Source organism: Citrobacter sp. Igbk 16, from assembly GCF_028069755.1.
Taxonomy (GTDB): domain Bacteria; phylum Pseudomonadota; class Gammaproteobacteria; order Enterobacterales; family Enterobacteriaceae; genus Citrobacter.
This window is the reverse complement of record NZ_JANEWJ010000050.1, coordinates 1-17,755: the sequence shown is the minus strand read 5'-3', so window position 1 is coordinate 17,755 and position 17,755 is coordinate 1. Positions and strand designations below refer to the sequence as shown.

The following is a 17,755-nucleotide window of genomic DNA, read 5'->3' as shown; positions in this document are numbered from 1 at the left end:
TATCTAGATAAGATACACTATTTGTATGTCTTTGGAAAATCACAACAGAGAAATATAAAAATGAAACATGCATTGGCCGGTTTATTTTTGGTAGGTGGGTTTTGTGGAACGATCAATCCAGTTATGAGCGCAGAAAGTGAGAGTCGCTATATCAATATTCGCAATACTGACAGCGGCTGGGTTCAGGGGGTTTGTTCGTTGGTATTTGCTCTGGATAACGGGGGGAATGGCGCGTTTAATGACCTTACTATTACCCTTCAGCTCACCGATAAATCAGGTGCGACCCTGGAAACGGGGGCGCTTCACGTTCAGGCATTTGGTGATAGTGATGCGACTCGCTCAATTAATGCAGCAACAGAATTTAGCTGTGATTCAGTTGAAAATACGGTCAGTATTATCATTACTAAAGTTGATGAAGCCTCGCAGGATGGCTCATGGCATGCACTTCCATTATCAGTTTTTGACCCTCAATATTATCAACCGCTGAAAATTAGCGTAGGACACGGTAAGTAACTCGTCTGTATTTCTACAGGGGATATCTTGCGATATCCCCTGTCTGATCTGGCGCACGTATATTACTTATTGATTAAGTCGATAATACGATCGCCTTCAGCATCTTCCTGTGCCACCCGGCTAAAGATACTACTGTCGCTTTGTGTACCTACCTTGATTGGTTCTTTACAATCTTTATGGAATACTTTTTTTCCATTTTTTGTGACGACGACGCCAGACATATCACCGTGTTGCTCTTTGTCGTAAACAATATATTCATAGACCCCTTTTACGATGCGAATCCAGTATAAAGATCCTCCGGCGATCGTTTCTGCGCTGTAATACGCTGTGACTCCCGGCTGATTAGTGACAAGATTCAGCTCCGCAATAGGAGAAGATGCTGTTCCCAGAGCATATCCGGCAGCATCCTGGGCAATAAAAGCGCTGGCAAATTTATTATTGGTTAGCAGACACTCAAGAGTTAATTGTTCCTGATCCTCTGAACTATAGGTCTCGGCAAAAGATGTCTGGGTGGCGGCAATACAGCCTAAGACTATTGCCGCAATTTTTAAGCTAAACTTCACGTTCTTCACTCCTTAATAAACATGTGTGTTTAATCGTTGTGTGAGATTAATTTCCGCTTTTAATTTGCTTACAAGTATCCAGCCACCCGGTGGCATCAATTTTCCCGTTTGCCAGATATTTTTGCTGATTCTGCCAGTGCGCGGCGAGAAATGGCTTAAGACCTGCAAGACGTTTGTTCAGGGTGAGCATTTGATCGAAAACCGTCACTTCATGTTTCAGACCTTCCTGACCATAAAGCGTGGCTGAATCAACCAGACTACTGGCGTAGTAACTCGTCAGTTGTTGCAGGCGATCTGTTTGCTCACCCAGTTTTGTTTTTCGGATCGCGCAATTTTTATCACTGTCATCTTTATCCTTACACAGCAATTCATAGTTGTGATTGAGGAAGTCAAGAAAGCGGCCATCATCCTGCAATTTTGTGCAAAGGAAGGAGCCGAGGTTAAGGCTGGCGCGGATCGATTGTGCCCGTTCTTCCTGCTGTTGCTGATTACTGGCGCGGAGCTGATTTTCCAGATCCTTCAGTTTCTTTTTCAGCTCTGTGTCTTCAACGCCTGATGCCAGGCTTCCCAGCGCTTTTGCGGTGTCTGTGGGGGCGTCTTTGCTCTTATCTATGCCCGGTTTATCTGCACCGAGAGTAGCCCAATTTTTCTCCAGCTGTTTCACTCGGTCTGTTGATGTAATGGTTGGAGAGACCAGAACCAGACGCAATCCGGTGGTTTTGCTGGTGAAAGGATGGGCTTCATCGTAGTAGTTAATTTCTTTACGGGTCGCGCTACGGATCTCTGATTCATTCGAGATGACGCTGCCTCCGCGAACCACAAAACCACCAGCCTGGCCGTGAAGTCTGTTGATTTTATTGAGATAGAACGGGGTGAACATCATCTCAGAGACGTTGCCCAGCATATCGTGTAGGCCGAGGGGGTTAGGGTTCAACAGCCCAATAAGCTGTACTTTGCCGTTAGAGGACTGCGAACCGGAATACCACTCGTAATTTTTCATGTCATCCATCGGGTAGTGGGAATCACGGAATTCCGCACTGTTTACCTTGAGGCCGCCGCGTGCTGCAAATTCCCATTCTACTTCAGTGGGCAGGCGTAAAAATCCAGGGTTGCCATCCTCTTTCGGTAATTTGTCGAGAGCATTCGTGCGTAACCACTGGTTATATTTATCGGCAAAATTTACCGCATCGAACCAACTGATATTGGTTTCTGCGATGCTTAACTTACGTGATGGCGTGGGGCAGGTACCGCTGGTTAATGCCTGGTATTGCAATGCTGTCAGTTCATATTTGGCCATCAAATAGTAACGACCTTTGCTTTTTTTGCTTTCGGTAAAGCTACCGGCGATAAAGGTTGGATAACTGTGTTCAACAAACCCCCATTCTCCGCCATCTTCTCCTAAGGTGATCGGCATATCATCCAGAGGGCCCGAGACAGGGATCTCTACCTGACGGAATACCATGGCACCTTCACAGGGCATGGGCAAAATAATATCGTCGCTATCCGGCTTGGGGTTATAGATTTTCTCTGCCCACGGTTCGGCCAGCACGGGCGACATCTTCACCAGCAGAGCCAGCGCCAGCCAGCGTGATAATGTGGAAGGGGTAAGGGTCATGAACGTTCTCCGCAAATGATAAATGCCTTGGGCAAGTAGGAATATGGGTTATGCCTCGCGCAGGCTCTGCGCAGGTTCAATATTAATGGCGCGCCAGGCACCAATGCCGGCGACCAGTGTCGCCACGACAATGGTGAGTATCAGAGCGACGAGGCCGTGCAACGGGGTGATCTTACAAATCATCTGACCTGTTGCCTGACTGCCCGCTAACGCCTGGTTAAAGACCTGACTGGCTAAAAGGTAGATCGCAAAGCCGCCGATATAAGCCACCAGACTAAGCAGACAGCCTTGAAAAATCACATAGGCACCCACTGCGGGACGGGTAAAACCGAGCAGGCGGAGGACAGCAATATGTTTACGTTTGCGGTCAACATTCGCGATAAATGAGCCAATAAGTGAGGCAATACAGCCAACCAGTGCAGTGGCGGCAATGGTATTAAAAATAATGCCCAAAACCCGATTGATGCTTTTCACATTTTCTATATCAGCCAGACGGCTGGTGGTTTCGATGCGCTGTTCCCGGAGATCGCGCTCAAGGCTGGCAACCTGATCAATATCGCGGGCGTATAATCTGGCGCGTGCGTAGAGCGGTGGTTTACCGTCAAGCTGCGCACCGCTGGCCATCCCCAACCCGGTTACCGCAAAGCCATCGCGGAAATGTTCAAGCGCCAGCAATAACGAAGGCTGGGTAAAGATCGCGGCACGATTAAAATAGGTCGCAGGCAAAATCCCCACGACGGTAACGCTTTTTCGTCCCCACTCCCGGCGTTCATCAAGCATTCTGCTTACTCGCAAAGAGAGCGAATCACCGACGCTGACCGCTAATTTACGTGCGGCTTCCTGGGTAATGACAACCTCGTTTTCCTGATGGAGTTCAAGGGACTTGAGTAAAGGGTCCCCTGAGTCTGTTGGAATAACTTCAGCGTTCTCAATGAAATGTGTGCTGTCTGTTTGCAGGTCAGCAAGCGTATTTAGCGAACGCGTTTGCCCGATGGCGAAACCCACATCGGGTCGCTGCCGTAACTTTTCGATCCAGTTTTGGTTGTAGCTGCCGCTACTCAGCATACGGATTTCCAGGTTGCGAGGGTCACTGGCCAGATCTTCTTGCAGCTGGTTCACAATCCCAAAACGCAAACCGAAAAGAAGTAATAAAGGTGCGATAACAGCGACGAGAGAAGAGACGATGCAAAAAGAAATGATGCGATCGTGCCACAGGTCTTGCATAGCCAGGCGGCCCAGCAGTCTGGCTCGGTTAAAGGACAAAATAGGTTCCTCCCTGTTCGTGCTTCGACGATGCCACTAACGGTTCAGGCTGGGCAGTTAAACAGGGTAAATTGAAATGTTGTACCAGTGGCCAGTCGTGGCAAACAATCAGCGCCATCATGCCTTCCTGGCGGACCAACTCAATAAACAGGCTAAATAATTTCTTTGCGTTGTAGGGATCAAGTGCGGCTGTTGGTTCATCCGCCAGTACCAGTTTTGGGCGGTGCAATATCGCACGTGCGAAAGCGGTTCTCTGTCGTTCACCAAACGACAACTGCGTGGGATATTTAGCCAATAATGGCGCAAGTTTGAGAGCATCGATCACTCTGTCCAGCAGCGCGTTGTCGGGGCGTAATCCCAGCAACTGGCACGGCAGAAGGATGTTATCTTTGACGCTCAGATAGGGAAGCAACCCCCCATTTTGCAACACAAAGCCAAGCTGGCGGGCGCGAATACCTGCCAGTTCATTATGTTGTTCATCCTTTATCAGCGTTGCGATATCAAATTGCTGTGCACCTTCGTCCAGCTCAAAGCACCCGATTTTACTGGGCTGCAGTAATAAGCCGATGGCTTCCAGTAGCGTGCTTTTACCACATCCACTTTCACCTGTGACCGCGACCACCTGGCCTGACCGCAGCGTGAGCTGCGGCAGGTAAACCCGGTGAGCATGACTGCCCTGACCACGAACAACGCACAACTCTTCTATGCGCAGCATCAGGGCATCATTTCCAGCGGGATGGGATAAACGCGATCGCGCGGATCGCTTCCTTTTGCCAGCTCAACCCAGCGATCAACATCGGCGTTATATTTTTGGTAATGACGCAGTTTGGATGACAGCGTGCGGATAAATTTCTCCTGTGACAATCCATCCCAGCTTTTCCAGGTCTCTTCGTCGAGGTTCAGGACATCGCTCTTATAGGGAAGATCGGCCAGATATTCTCCCAGCACCCCCAGATCGCCAATGCGGGCATTGTCCTGTTGTTTCAGCTGGTTAGGATCAGCACCCATGGTTGCCGCAACAGTACGCAGCTGCTCAAACATTTTGGTCGGTGAGATCATCCCCTCATTTGCTGCTTTAAGGATCTGGCTGACAGCATCGCTTAAGTCGCTTAGCTGACCTTTGGTCAAGAGAACACGAACGTCGGTGGTAGGAATGTTTTGCTTAATCAGGTCGCGGTCGCTAATCCATGCCTGAAAGACTAACGGGGCTTGTGTGCTGTTACGCTTACCCAGATAGGCCAACTGCATGGCATGTCCAATTAATGCCGTATCCTGAAGCAGCTTTTGTTCCGGTGTCAGTTTCTGTCCATCGTCTTTCGCGTAAAGCGCACTACCAATCGCAGCATCACCCATGTAAGCCGATTTAACCTGCTCAGTAATGGCGGAGGCTAGCGCATCTACCTGCTGGCCAAACATCTTGATATCACCAGCATTTACGGCCTGGTAAAGGTTGGACTGGGTGCTGTCAAAATTGGAGAGATCGCGGTACTGGCTTTCGGCTTTGGCATGATTATCTTTGCCGCCTGATGTTTTTAGGTGCAGCGTATAGATAGCAATACCGCGGTTACCCGCCTCAAGGCGAAGCTGGCTGGCATCAAGACCGGTACCTGACAGCTTGTTGCTACCGTCAATAGCACCTGCATCGGTAATCAGGACCATGTAACGAGCGCCAAACGGGCTCCAGTCAATGTCATCAATAGCTGATAGCACGCCGGAATACGCATCCTCGTCATACAGAGAACTGGAGACTTTCGCTTCTTTTAAATCAGCGACCTTCTTCAGGAAATCTGCACCATCTTTCACATGGTTAGGATCTGCGTAAATCTTTGTGCGGTACTCAAGGCCCGGAACGGCTTTGGTATTTGAGCGAAATGAGATCAACCCAAACTTAACCTGCCCATCCAGATGCTCTTGTTTGATCTTGCCATAGATCTTATTAACCGCTTCTTTGGTGCGTTCAATGTAAGGCCCCATTGAAATGGTTGAGTCAATAACGAAGACCACCGAGGCGTTAAACCCTTTCAATTGATTTACGTTATCTTCTTGTTTTTTAGCCGTTTCAGCTTTACTGACGGAGGCTACGTTAAGCAGGCGAGTATAGAAGCCATCTTCGGTCATGACCTCTTCGCCGCTCAGGATTGGCAACAGATAAAACTGCTTTTGCAGATCGACAAAATATTCAGGTTCTTCAGCCTGAATACCTTCGGCGTGGCCATCCCGTTTTAACTTGGCGCGAAGTGGGGCAACCAGCGATACGGGATCGGGGGCAGAGAGAATATCATCAAGGCTTTTTCTCTCTTTAAAGAACAGCAAACGGTCACGGTTTGCCGGGTTGGTAAATGCCAATGTGAGCTGCATTTTCCAGTCGACGGTACATGACTTTGGTAACCAGCCAATAGTTTTACCAAAGCTATCCGGCCCGACCTTAAGCCAGCTCTGGCCGTTTGCATCTTCTTTTTGATAAACATACAGGCTACTGAAGGCCGGCTGTAGCTGACCTTTATCATCACCTGCGGCAGTCCCAAGTTTGCAGCCGGGGGTAGTGAGAACACGTTGATATAACGTTTTCTTACCTTCCTGGAGCAGAGGTTTGTCGCCATCAGCGGCAAATACATGCCCGCTGAGCAACAGACCACATAATGGCAGAGCCAGACGATTCATCGGATTCCAGGTCATTTTCCTAGCTCCTCAAGACGCTGTTTGGCTGTTTGGTTGTCAGGCTCCGTTTGCAGAACTGTTTCGTACCAATATGCTGCAGTATCTTTATCCGGTGCTTTGAAACATTCACTTGGCTGGTGGTATTTCGGGTCGTATTCACCTGCGTACACGAGCGCGATTTTGGTATCGCCATCCTGGGCACGGTTAGCATACAGACGCTGTGCAACACCACATTTCTTAGCCTCTTTTGCGGCCTGGATAATGGTCAGCAGTTTGTCACTGTCGAGTTTTTCCTGAACGCAGCTCTGGACGAAATCAAGCTCGTTCTGGCTGTTCAAACCCTGTGCAGAACAGGTGCTATGAGCGACAGGCTCTGGTGCGGCGGCCGGTGTTTCTTGCTGTGTTTGTTCAACGGGAGGGACTTCCGGTGATTTATCCCGGCCTAAAAACCACCACAGTGCACCAGCTATCACGACTAATGCCAGTATTGCCGCGCCTATAACAGGAAGGCGGGAGGACCCCGATTTCGCCGGAGTTCTCGCTTCAGTATGAATTACCGGCTCTACAGGTTCAGGGGTAACAACGGTTTCTGTCGCAATGACGGGCTCAGAAGGAACTTCTGGAGTAGCCAGCATGCTGCTGCCGCTATAGTTACCTGTTTCACCTCTTGCTTCAGAAGAGAGCAGTTCGTCGCGCACCAGCTGTAACGTGGTATTGCGTGTTTCTCCAGAATCCAGCTTGATCTGAATTTGTACCTGGCTTGCCGTCGCCAGCAATGGGTCAAGCAATGTTGGGCCAATACGAAAACCGCTACCATTATTTAACGCATAACCACCGTTCATGGTAAACCAGTGTTGCGCCGGGCTCCAACTGCCATCGGGTTGCAGGTAGTTCTGCTCGTTATTGCACAGAGTAAAGGTCAGATTAGTCAATATTGCGGTTTCACCACGCAGGCGGACCATCAATTGTGCAGTACCTGGCTCTGCCGGCTGGCAGGCAATGATTTTAGCTAGCATGGCATGTTCTCTTGTTTCAATTGGCTGATAATCTGACCAAGTTGACGATTCTGTTCGAAGGAAATATCCCGTGTGGCGCTATGACCCGCATTGTCCAGGACAACGCTCATCAAAGCAGAAAGCCAGTCACCCAGATAGGAAACGCCGGGCTGTGGTGCAACGGCGGCGAGTTGTGGCAACTCATCGTTAGCGAGCTGCTTCTGACGCAGAAACACTTTGTTTTTCTCGCCAACATAGCTGTTGGGTACCTTGTCTGCTGGCAGGGTGAGATAACCAAACCAGGCAATAAAATCACGTATGGTCAGTTGAGCGCGTAAAACCTGACGTGCTCGCATGTGTACGCGAGTGGTTTCAGCCTGCTCTTGACCCGCCAGGGCATGTTTCAATGTCCCTTCCAAATCCAAACGTGTGGCGGCGGTGATTAGCTCTTCGCTGAGTTGATTAATCAGCTCACTGCTCATGCCCAGTTGACGCCACTGCAACGGTTGCTGCGGCAACTCCCGTAGATGGGCTACCCAGGCTTTAAAGGCCTGATGCGCGAAATCGTCATCCTGGCCTACGCGTTCCGCTGCAGCAGTTGCTGGCGCATCAACAACGGCGATTTCAACAGGTGTAGTCGCAAAGGGATCGCTGGCAAAGGGGTTATCAGCGAACGGATTACCACCAAACGGACTGGTTGCGAAAGCATTGATGGTCGGGCTTTCGCCTTCAGTTTGCGGCGCCTGCTCGAGGTCGCGAATACTCAAATAAATGTTGTTGAGCTCCTGAGTCGGCAGAACCAGGCGTTCGATAAGTTCCCCCATACTGTGGGAACATGCAGACAAGCCCTGCCATAACTCTTTGGCAATTGCTTGTTTTTTCACAATCTGCCCATCACCGTCTTTTTCGTACCACCGGCCAAGACGTTGATCGCCGGTTTCCATGCGACATTGCAGCAGTTGTTGCTGTAAACGTTTTAGTTTGAAGTCGAGATGGGCGACGCCGCGCAGTGCTTTCGTCAGGCGCGACATTCCTCCGTCGTTGAGTTCGAGCATTGCCTGCCAGGCTGCTTTCGGTTCTGCGACGTGCTCATTCACATGTTTTCCGCAGACGAAGGTGCTGCCCATGGTATCGAGTACATCGCGGTAACGATCGCTGATACCCACTTCCTGGAGTCTCTCCTGCCCGGCATCACCTTCAAGCCTCAGGAAAGGGTTATCAAGCCCGGGTTTGCGTACCAGGAAACAGTTGTTGAAAGGCTGGTTGGGTGCCCATTGTGAAAGCCATTCATAGTTCGAGAAACGCTCCAGTAAAGTCATGTGCATCATACCTTCCCAGCCTTCTTTTAACTGGCTTTCGGTATGTTGCAGGCTGTTGACGATACGCATATCACACATGGTGATTGCCCAGAACAAACCCGGGTTGCGGCCCCCGCGCTCTTCGGCACTCTTACCCTGGGTTTTCTCTACCCAGCGGTTTAATACCGGGCCCACATCAGCAACGTCGCTCTGTTTGGCTGAGCTGGCGCATACGACAAGCGCATTCATTTCCTGGTTATCGGTATAGCGTTCGAACAGGTAAGCAACTTTTCCGCGAAGCAGGAGCTGCGAAATCGCGTTAAGTCCATCCCGGCCAGCCTGTTCAAGTGCGGTGATCTTGAGACGACCGCGATAGCCAGGGAAGTCGAGCAGATCAACCTGTTCCACAACGCTGTTGGTTTCAACTTCTGCCAGAGGGAAAATCAGCTCTGTGGTTAACGCCGCCAGTTCCGCCTGCGTTAAGTTGGCGCTACCAATTTGTTGTTCTTCTTTCCAATAACGGATCTCAACGTTGCGATCCTGGTTGGAGCCCAACCTGTTCAGGCTATCTACGTTCATGATGCTGCCGCTGCTATGGTCAGTCAGCGTTTCCAGCGGGGCAAATACCATACGGGTATGGTTCAGTTTCGCCAGTACATTGGCTAGTGAACGGTAGGTTTCGGTGAGAGCTGGCTGTTCTCCCCACAACAGGGAAAAGAGCTCTGCACGATCATTTGGGCTCAACGTCGGGGCAATTTTCAACACCTGCGGCCACCAGGCGTGTTCAAGCTTCTCAACTGACTTTTTAAAGGAGGCGTTAAGGTAATCCCACAAGGCGACGACATCTTCCTGGCTGACGCCGTTATATTCCTGAACCTGCACAGCACGCTGCAGGAATGGGCGCAGGTGCTCTTCAACCCGGCTTTGGTCAAGCTGATAGCTCAATTGCTCATGGTTGAAGTCGTTAAACCAGGCGTTGGCCAGAATCTTAGCCAAATCGATTTCACTGAACAGGCGCAACGGCACGGGGTATCCAGCCGGCGCGGCAGGTGCCTGACGGGTAAAGCGAGTGACCAGCCCCGTCGCTTCTTTACCTCCGCCGACAGGGTTTACCTCTTTGATAAAGTCAACACGCCTTTCGCCGTAGAGTGCTTCCAGCGACCCATTGCTACCAGCAGCGAGCGCTGAAATGAGGTACGATTTCCCTGCCTGAGAAATACCGAAAAAACCGACGGTCATCGGTGTTTTGGCAACCTGAGTCAGGCTATTGGCCAGATTCCTCGTACGCAGCAAACTCAAGTTGAGTTTGTCTGCTTCGTTGTCTAAACGACGTGAACCGGGGCGTACGTTGTCGACCCATCCGAGTGCGTCCAGGCATCCCTGAGCGATAGCAGCCCAACCCTGAGTGAGAGATTTTTGTTCGCTATTCATTATTTTTTAACACTCCCGCTATCGAGCCAGTGACGGCTATCAATGAGCCCTCTGTCGGGCATCGTATTGAGTTCCAGATCCAAATCACGTTTGCTAAATGACTTATCGGTGTTGCTGCTGACATCGGCGATCGTCAGGCGATCGCTAATCAGCCCAAGCTGACGAGCTCGTTTACCCTTATCGATCGTCAGTCTGACTTTGAGATACGGGGAGCCATTATCCGTGGACTGAGCCGAAGAGAATTTTTTACGTCCTTCTTCGCTAAAACGGAGGGTATACAGCGGTGCTGCAGTCCAGCGTTCTGCATCCAACTGGCGATAGCCTAAGCGCAGGTCGCCACGCATAACGATGCTTTGTGTGGTTTTCTCGCCATTTTCATCGGTGATGGCCGGAAGCTTGATCTGCCCGTTTTCAGACTCGATATGTTGATAAACGATGTCGGCATCGCGAATCAGGTTATCCATATCAATGGTGCCGATATGGCGAATCGTTGAATACGGTTTCAGCTCTGAGGTGCGGAAATGGAAGTTAGGAATGCTATGGTTTGCACACAACTGCGTGAGCATGGCACCCACTGAAGCTGTACTTTTCGGATCGTCGATATGACCGTTTTTATGGAACGGGTACCAGGTACCCGTCTGATAACCATGTAACGGCAGAATACGCCCTGGCGGTAACGGAAGGTTGCGACGAATAATCGCCTGAATCCCAGGTAACTGAGACGGCCGGCCGGTGAGTAGCAGCAGATCGCAATGATAATAAGACAGCACTTCACAGAGTGCAGTCAGGACTTTATCGATGCTGAACTTACCTGCACAGAGATCGCCATGGAGTTTGGCGAGTGGCAGATTAAGCATGATATCCGCGAGCTTAAAGTCGGTCGGACCTCCCGCTTTCTGAACTTCCCGGCGTACGAATCCTTCGACTTCATCACGAATACAACCCACCGGTAGCAAATCGCCGACACGTTGGTTAATCAGGGTATGCGTTTGTTCATCAAGCGGATCGTAATGTTCGTATGTTCCCAGGATATGTAATGCGAGCGGGACGAACAGTTGCAGGCTCAGTTGTTGGCGAAGCACGGCTTCGGCGGCGCTAATATTCTGCGATCCGCACAACTGGGACATCAATGTTTCAGTGGACATCACACCGGCTTCACGCAGGGCTTGCTCAAAAGCGGGGAGAACGTATGACTGAATAACATCCAGCAAAATGTCATCACCTGCGATCTTAAAACTGTCGCGAAAGCGCTGGTGCGGGATGATATGTACGTTAGTACCACCACCAGTGTGCCCATTATGATCGAGGCGGTAATCGGTGATCACCAGATCGGTGGTCCCGCCGCCAATATCAATTGACGCGATAGTGATACTTTCACGATCGGTACGGTCTGGTCGGCCAATTGCGTCGAAAAACTCTTCCGGATGACCGGCAAAGTTCTGATTAATCTCGGTGTACAGGTAAACCAACTGTGCACAGGAGGCTTCGTCCCACTCCACCCTGATTTCAGGTAATGGGATCTTGATGTTTGCTTCCGTATGCTCTTCTTGTACGTCCTCATACGGATCGTTCTCGCCGTTGTGCCAGCGTAACGATTTCCACACCAGGCCGACAGCCTGACGCATGCGTTCATCCAGCACACAGCGTTCAGCCATGGGCATACCAGGCGGAACCGTCAGAATAATATGGCGTAGCTGACGCGGGATCCCAGCGTGTCCCTGACGAATACGCTGCTCCGGGCTGTTAATCTGACTAATGGCCTGGGTCAGAACTTCTGCCAGCATAAAGGTCATCAGCGAACTGCGTGAGTAGCGTGGCGTAAAGACGGGGATGCGATCCATCTCATCTTCAATGGTGTGCAGGGCTTCGCCTCTTTCATCGATCAGGTTGGCAAACGGTGCTGCCGTTGCCAATGGATTGCTGTCCTGCACATAGCTGCCATTAAAACGCCAACCCTGACCATAAAACTTCTCATCCCACAGATAGCGTTTAGGGCTGGATAGGCCTGTTGAACCTTCGCTGCCTTTACGACGAGCCGCCAGACGGCTGGCTTCACCACCAATACGTGCGATAGTCGGCCACTGGAACGCGTCGTGGCGACCGCTGCGTACAGAGCAGTGATCTTTGCCGAAGAAGGCTTGCGAAAATTCGACCCGGCTTTCAAAAGGATCGGTATAGATATGTTCGGGGGCACTGAGATCACGTAGTTTCAGCACATAGTTATGCCTCATGCCTGAACCTGATTGCCCGTGATCTTCAATAAGAATGCCACAGGTGCGCGAGTTGCCCACGTCGAGTATCAGGTCGACGGCAATGGGTTTGATCGCATTGGTTTCCCGATTGGCGATCACCCTGAACTGCGGCAGTTCAATGACGGGTTCAGTCTGGGTTTGCAGACCTTCGACTGGAATCGCCATCAATGACAGAAGGTTCAGGTAATGTGCCAGCGGGTATTGCTGTGCAAGTTCCTGTTCACGCTCGTCGATATCCCGGCCTTTGCTCGCTTCTTTGAATACTTCTTTGAGCCAGTCGGTTATCCAGTCCTGCGTCAGGTACCAATTTAGGGCATAGGTTGCAGTTGCGACGGCGAAGGTTGCCCCGGCATTCACATCTTCCTGGTTCGGGCTGAGGTCAGCGGCAGCCTGCTGTTTAGCCATAATACGGGTGTCGATCGCCAGCGTCATGCGATGGCTATGACCATCTAAATCGGGTTCTGGTAGTTTGACTAAACGAAAACGAGCCCAGTTTAGCGGTCCCTCCTGGTACACATTCGGTGGGCTAAAGCGAAACAAAGGAAGCGGTAACCAGATGCCGTCGAACAACTTCAGGCTCTGTTCAACAGGGATATCGTACTGGCTTTTGGCTTTCTCGATGTTATCGGGGGTCGGCTGATAGAAATAGTAATCGCGCTGCTCGTTGTAAATTAAACGGGTGAGTACACCGTTTGCTAATTTGACAAACTCGCCAGCAGGCAGGCGGCCAAGGGACAATCCGAAATCCATAAACTGGATCCCAGAGTCACCCACGAGGGTAATTTGACGATCGAAAGATACAATCTCAGGCAACATAGTTATCTCGTCCCTGTTCAGGAATTAGGTTGAAGCATGCGAATAGGGAATGTTTTTTCCCCATCATTGCTGCCAATACAATCGGCGTGGCCAGCAGCGGGTGATTTGCACTCGATTGTCGGCACAATAAAGTTTGAACCGTCGCTACATTTCATCTGCTCAGGATTGGTGATACTCAGCGCCCCTTGCTGCACATTGCCGCTGGCAGGGCCACGACAGGTAACACCGCTGGACTGACGTATGCTGACGGTGCCATTGCCCTGGGCAAAGTTATATTGCAGTTGCAACGGTCGCCCGGTGAGCTTGTCCTGAATACCACCATTCACGCGCCATTCGCCGTTAAGAAACTGCGCTGGGCCATCGGGAAGGGCCGGAGGAAGCGTCAACGGAGTGCCCTGTGCCGGGATGACTGGCGGCGTGGTGACGGGTTGAACTGCGGGTGGCGTTTGAGCGTCTGCGGCGCCAGGCACAGCAGGAGGTGCCGGAGTAGTCGACGCATCGGCGTTGGCATCACTTGCAGGAACGGCTGGCGGAATTGTGTCGTCACCGACCTGTGCGGTTGTTGTCGCTGCCGGAACGGCTGGCGACGTTGGTTCGAGTGCTTGCTGCGCATTGACTGGAGTACCCTCAGATAGGCCAGGGACGACAGCCGAACCCACGACGGTTTCTGAACCTGTGCGGGAAACCTGCGGTGTTACATCGGAAACGCCTGCGGCTGGACGTTCGATGGCAGGAGTCGTATCGATCGCCGTTTTATCCGTGGCGATGGCAGGGAGCCCCGGAATGGAGAGTGATGGCACACATCCGCGTAGTAGACCTAATAATAATGCCAGCAGCAGCAACGCAAGTAGCAACCAGAGTAACCAACGCCAGCTCCAGCGTCTGCGCACAACGGTATCTACAACAGGTGTAACAGCCGGGGTTACGGCGGCGTCTACAGGAGCCAGAGGGGTTGAGGCCGCGAGAGGGGTTGCTGGTAGTGATGCCGGACTCAGCCAATGCATAGGATTACGTTGTTCGCCTTCCGGATGGACAAATCCCCAAAAGGTAATCACCAGGATCCCATTTACGAGATACACAAATTCGTAATCCGGGAAATGTGTGACTGACTTCAGCAACTGCGCGAAGACGCGGCGATCGCCCCCGGTCCCGTTTTGCTCAGCATTGAGTAACTGTTCACTTAACGCCTGCACTGACATTTGAAACGCAGTAAATTGCTGGCGCGCTGATTCCCGCTCCGCTTCACTCGCACCGCTCCAGGGGATGACATCGCCAGGGAAGCTGCTGTACCAATCGGTTCTGTCACCACCCTGATCGTTTTGTGGGATAGCTAAATGACGAGCCAAATCGCGCCCTGCATCAAGACGGTAGATTGCTTCACGTAACTGAAACGCCATCTTAAAAACGGGATAGCCCGTTTCACCCAGAGCCTTAAATGAGGAATTATGCCCGGTACGCAGCAGTGGTCCCTGAATCGAATTTCGCATTGTCTAAACCTTGTAAGGCTGTGATTTAACAAAAGCCACAGTGATGCAGGCTATTTTTTACTCGCACCAGGCGTCCATTCAAAACCCCAGCCATAGTGCTTATCCAGCGACTTCCGGTCAGGGAAGAAACGGTCCAGACGTTCAACGTTGATATTGCCATCGACGTTTTTGAGTCTGGCTATCGCCGCAACGTTATTGCGCTGATTGCTGTCAGTCAGCGTGGATATAATGGGGGGTTGATCGGGCACATAAATCGTGATGGTGGCATTGGTCCCTTGCCAGTTGTCGGCACCGCCGTAAATGAAGCTATAAATCAGAACCTCATCTATATCCTGCCAGTGGCTGCCATTAATGAAGAGCCATTCACCATCTTGATCGTTACCCTCACGAAGATCTTGTTGCAGCAACAGATATGGCGGTTTGTCATAGTTACCCAGGAACTTACTCAACGCTTCGGCACCACTGATCTTGCCGTTTTTAAAACGAATAAAAGCGGCGATATCGAGGTCGATAGGCTCTTTATGGCTTCCCTGTTGCCAGGTCAGGTTGATTTTAATCCGCCCAAAATCTTTGCGTTTCTCCAGATTTATGCTGGGGTTTGCCTGGGTTAAGTTCGTGCTGGCGGGGGCGACAGCAGGCGCAGCAGCAGGCACATCGTGATGTACCGGAGGAGGGGGCGGGGTTAAGGCATTTTTATGCCACCACCAGGCGCAAGCGATCAGCAGCAACAATAACAGCAACAATAGCCATGGCAGGAAGCGTCGCCACCACGGGATAACGATCACGGGAGGTAGGGGGGCTTCACTGACAATGGCCCAGTTGATTAGCACAGGTTCGCCACCTACGCTATAGCAGTTAAGATCGCGCGAATGCGTTAGCAGTCTTTGTAAGGCATGCGCTGAATGTTCTTCGCCGCGTGCGAGTAGCTGCTCAATCAAACCGGCCATAATATCCTGGTACTGCAGGCGTTTACTCTGGACGGCGGATTGTTCCGCATCGCTTAGCGCAGAAAAGGGCTTTGCCAGCCCCTGGCGTTCAGTCCACCATTCCAGATGTCCTTGTGAACCACGACGAGCAGTGGCGTAGAGTAGTGCCAGAGACGGTGGAAGATGACGGTGTATGATCGCAACCGTCTCCTCGTAGATTGTCAGAGTCGCTTCATCAATAGGCGCAGCAGTTGTTAATCGTTGCATAACCGAAATCATTATTGTTGTGAGTTGTATGCGTGGTATGCATGCAGCTGCATATCAGCAAGCCAGAGCCGTTTTCTTCACCAGCAGAAAAAGTGGCCAGGTGACCAGCGCCACTTTTAGTGCATCCTTAGCGAAGGGTATTTGCTTCTTCCAGAACTTTGATTTTCTGCTTGGCTTCTGCGACTTTCTTTTCAATTGCAGCAATTTCACTTGCGCCACTGGCATGCTGAGACTGCCGTTGCAAGTCCTGCAATTGTTGAATTTCCTTCTGGCGTTCACTGCTTTTTATTTTGCTGGACTTCAGCTGTGCAAGGGTCTGTGACAGGTCTGAACGCACGGTATTTAACCTTGCTTGTTCATCGGCCAGCTTCTGATTGACGTTCTGCTGTCGGTTTTGGGTATAAGCCTGCTGTTGCTTCGCCGACTCATTTTCATACTGGCTGAGTCGAACCTGCTGCTCTTTTTGATCAACTTGCTGACGATAACCGCCGGATGTGGCGCAGCTTAGTTTGGTAATAAAACTCGGATCTTGTGCGTGTAAATCACAGTCCTGTGGCGATGTGGTACAGCCGGTAAGCACAATAGTGGCGAGAAGCAGATATTTTCTCATCAAATAATCCATAAATTGAGTCAAATAACGATGTTTTACATGTCAAAGCGGTCTAAAAAAGGCCGATAATCCTATCGGCCTAAAGTTGTTAGCCCAGAGAAATAGCCTGGCGTTGTTCGTAAAACTCGTTAGTTTCTTTTTCCAGGTCACTAATCTTGCTATTCAGGCTGCTGTACTCTTTGTTCAAATTAGCAAGCTTGGTTTTCTCTGCAGATGTGGCAGTAGTTTGACCTTGCAAAGCGACCTTATAGGCAGACTCTTTGTCTTTCATGCCTTTCACGGTCTCTTTCATCTTGCTGATGTTGGCATCAATTTGTGCTAATTGCGTTTTAGCACCTGCTTTATCAAAGCCAGCCTTATCTTTTTGGATGCTGATTTTGGTTAAGGTTGCCTGGTTTTCACTGATAACCTGTTTCATAGCAAGGGTAGATTTTTCTACTGCAGCGGTATCTTTACTGATATCCGTATCCATTGCCTGCAGGCGATCGGCTGTGGAGGCATAATCTTTTTTCAGGCCATCAAGATAGTAGTTAGCCGTCATACCCGCTGCGCACCCAGCAGCACCACCAATGGCAGCACCTGCAATTGCTTTCTTGGTGTCGCCAGCCAGAGCACCAACTACAGCGCCAAGCGCAGCGCCTGATACCGCACCAATGCCGCAACCTTGCGCGCCAGAAGCGCTAAAAAATTGGGCTTGCTCGGTGGTTGTCAGGCGTGGATCCGGTTTTGCTCCTGACAGCAGTGTGCTTCCAGTATTGGCGCAACCGCTCAGCAGTAATGTTGCGGAAATTAGCAGACAAGCAGTAGTTCGGTTAAAAGAGTTCACTTTTGTTTTTCCTTAAATCATAAATTAGCAACGATAAAAAGCTGTGTGATGATTAAATTTCGCATAAGTAGCGATTTCATATAGGGCAAAATGAAATTCTGTATTTTTTATAACGTGATAACTTTTACCCCGGCAATACAATAAATCCACAATACTAAGTGACGTATTAATTTCATTGCGTTACTATTGGTGATGGAATAACAATTACTAACTTTGTTTTATTATTGTTTTAATG

The 17,755-nt window shown here is 50.5% G+C and carries 13 protein-coding genes; 1 reads left to right on the top strand and 12 read right to left on the bottom strand.

The features are described 5' to 3' along the window. Nucleotides 1-513, top strand: a 513-nt coding sequence (locus NNO03_RS21755) for an IrmA family protein (protein WP_271450528.1), incomplete at its 5' end; no start/stop codon positions are given. A gap of 62 nt (nucleotides 514-575) precedes the next feature. Here NNO03_RS21755 and NNO03_RS21750 read toward each other — a convergent pair. The 12 genes from NNO03_RS21750 to NNO03_RS21695 all read right to left on the bottom strand — a co-directional run bounded on the left by NNO03_RS21750 (nucleotide 576) and on the right by NNO03_RS21695 (nucleotide 17,520). Beyond that, nucleotides 576-1,076, bottom strand: a complete 501-nt coding sequence (locus tag NNO03_RS21750; protein ID WP_271450527.1) for a hypothetical protein — start codon at nucleotides 1,074-1,076, stop codon at nucleotides 576-578. A gap of 46 nt (nucleotides 1,077-1,122) precedes the next feature. Then, nucleotides 1,123-2,691, bottom strand: coding sequence for an SUMF1/EgtB/PvdO family nonheme iron enzyme (locus NNO03_RS21745; RefSeq protein ID WP_271450526.1), 1,569 nt, complete (start codon nucleotides 2,689-2,691; stop codon nucleotides 1,123-1,125). A gap of 48 nt (nucleotides 2,692-2,739) precedes the next feature. Continuing rightward, the gene (locus NNO03_RS21740) at nucleotides 2,740-3,954 is read right to left on the bottom strand and encodes an ABC transporter permease (RefSeq protein ID WP_271450525.1); all 1,215 of its coding nucleotides are present in this window, start codon (nucleotides 3,952-3,954) and stop codon (nucleotides 2,740-2,742) included. Further along, entirely contained in the window at nucleotides 3,944-4,669 is a 726-nt protein-coding gene (locus NNO03_RS21735) for an ABC transporter ATP-binding protein (protein ID WP_131380056.1), read from the bottom strand. Before NNO03_RS21735 ends, NNO03_RS21740 begins: the two co-directional genes overlap by 11 nt. Continuing rightward, a complete protein-coding gene (locus NNO03_RS21730; RefSeq protein ID WP_271450524.1) occupies nucleotides 4,669-6,630 on the bottom strand; it encodes a vWA domain-containing protein in 1,962 nt (653 codons plus the stop codon). Before NNO03_RS21730 ends, NNO03_RS21735 begins: the two co-directional genes overlap by 1 nt. Next, the gene (locus NNO03_RS21725) at nucleotides 6,627-7,628 is read right to left on the bottom strand and encodes a hypothetical protein (RefSeq protein WP_271450523.1); all 1,002 of its coding nucleotides are present in this window, start codon (nucleotides 7,626-7,628) and stop codon (nucleotides 6,627-6,629) included. Before NNO03_RS21725 ends, NNO03_RS21730 begins: the two co-directional genes overlap by 4 nt. Continuing rightward, the gene (locus tag NNO03_RS21720) at nucleotides 7,622-10,336 is read right to left on the bottom strand and encodes a virulence factor SrfC family protein (RefSeq protein ID WP_271450522.1); all 2,715 of its coding nucleotides are present in this window, start codon (nucleotides 10,334-10,336) and stop codon (nucleotides 7,622-7,624) included. The genes NNO03_RS21725 and NNO03_RS21720 overlap by 7 nt, the downstream gene beginning before the upstream one ends. Next, nucleotides 10,336-13,404 carry a virulence factor SrfB gene (locus NNO03_RS21715; RefSeq protein ID WP_005123218.1) on the bottom strand — a complete coding sequence of 1,023 codons (3,069 nt, stop codon included), beginning with the start codon at nucleotides 13,402-13,404 and terminating at the stop codon, nucleotides 10,336-10,338. The genes NNO03_RS21720 and NNO03_RS21715 overlap by 1 nt, the downstream gene beginning before the upstream one ends. A 17-nt stretch (nucleotides 13,405-13,421) precedes the next feature. Then, nucleotides 13,422-14,891: an SrfA family protein gene (locus tag NNO03_RS21710; protein WP_271450521.1), complete on the bottom strand. Its 1,470-nt coding sequence runs from the start codon at nucleotides 14,889-14,891 to the stop codon at nucleotides 13,422-13,424. Nucleotides 14,892-14,941: 50 nt separating this feature from the next. Next, nucleotides 14,942-16,084, bottom strand: a complete 1,143-nt coding sequence (locus NNO03_RS21705; protein WP_271450520.1) for a tellurite resistance domain protein — start codon at nucleotides 16,082-16,084, stop codon at nucleotides 14,942-14,944. Between the two features lie 127 nt (nucleotides 16,085-16,211). Continuing rightward, a complete protein-coding gene (locus tag NNO03_RS21700; protein WP_271450519.1) occupies nucleotides 16,212-16,694 on the bottom strand; it encodes a hypothetical protein in 483 nt (160 codons plus the stop codon). A gap of 88 nt (nucleotides 16,695-16,782) precedes the next feature. Then, nucleotides 16,783-17,520: a hypothetical protein gene (locus NNO03_RS21695; RefSeq protein ID WP_271450518.1), complete on the bottom strand. Its 738-nt coding sequence runs from the start codon at nucleotides 17,518-17,520 to the stop codon at nucleotides 16,783-16,785. Nucleotides 17,521-17,755: the final 235 nt, after the last annotated feature.

What these genes read in the sequence shown, in the direction of transcription:
- NNO03_RS21720 (WP_271450522.1), bottom strand. Translation starts at nt 10,336, where the DNA reads ATGAATAGCGAACAAAAATCTCTCACTCAGGGTTGGGCTGCTATCGCT.
- NNO03_RS21745 (WP_271450526.1), bottom strand. Translation starts at nt 2,691, where the DNA reads ATGACCCTTACCCCTTCCACATTATCACGCTGGCTGGCGCTGGCTCTG.
- NNO03_RS21725 (WP_271450523.1), bottom strand. Translation starts at nt 7,628, where the DNA reads ATGCTAGCTAAAATCATTGCCTGCCAGCCGGCAGAGCCAGGTACTGCA.
- NNO03_RS21700 (WP_271450519.1), bottom strand. Translation starts at nt 16,694, where the DNA reads ATGAGAAAATATCTGCTTCTCGCCACTATTGTGCTTACCGGCTGTACC.
- NNO03_RS21715 (WP_005123218.1), bottom strand. Translation starts at nt 13,404, where the DNA reads ATGTTGCCTGAGATTGTATCTTTCGATCGTCAAATTACCCTCGTGGGT.
- NNO03_RS21705 (WP_271450520.1), bottom strand. Translation starts at nt 16,084, where the DNA reads ATGCAACGATTAACAACTGCTGCGCCTATTGATGAAGCGACTCTGACA.
- NNO03_RS21730 (WP_271450524.1), bottom strand. Translation starts at nt 6,630, where the DNA reads ATGACCTGGAATCCGATGAATCGTCTGGCTCTGCCATTATGTGGTCTG.
- NNO03_RS21710 (WP_271450521.1), bottom strand. Translation starts at nt 14,891, where the DNA reads ATGCGAAATTCGATTCAGGGACCACTGCTGCGTACCGGGCATAATTCC.
- NNO03_RS21735 (WP_131380056.1), bottom strand. Translation starts at nt 4,669, where the DNA reads ATGCTGCGCATAGAAGAGTTGTGCGTTGTTCGTGGTCAGGGCAGTCAT.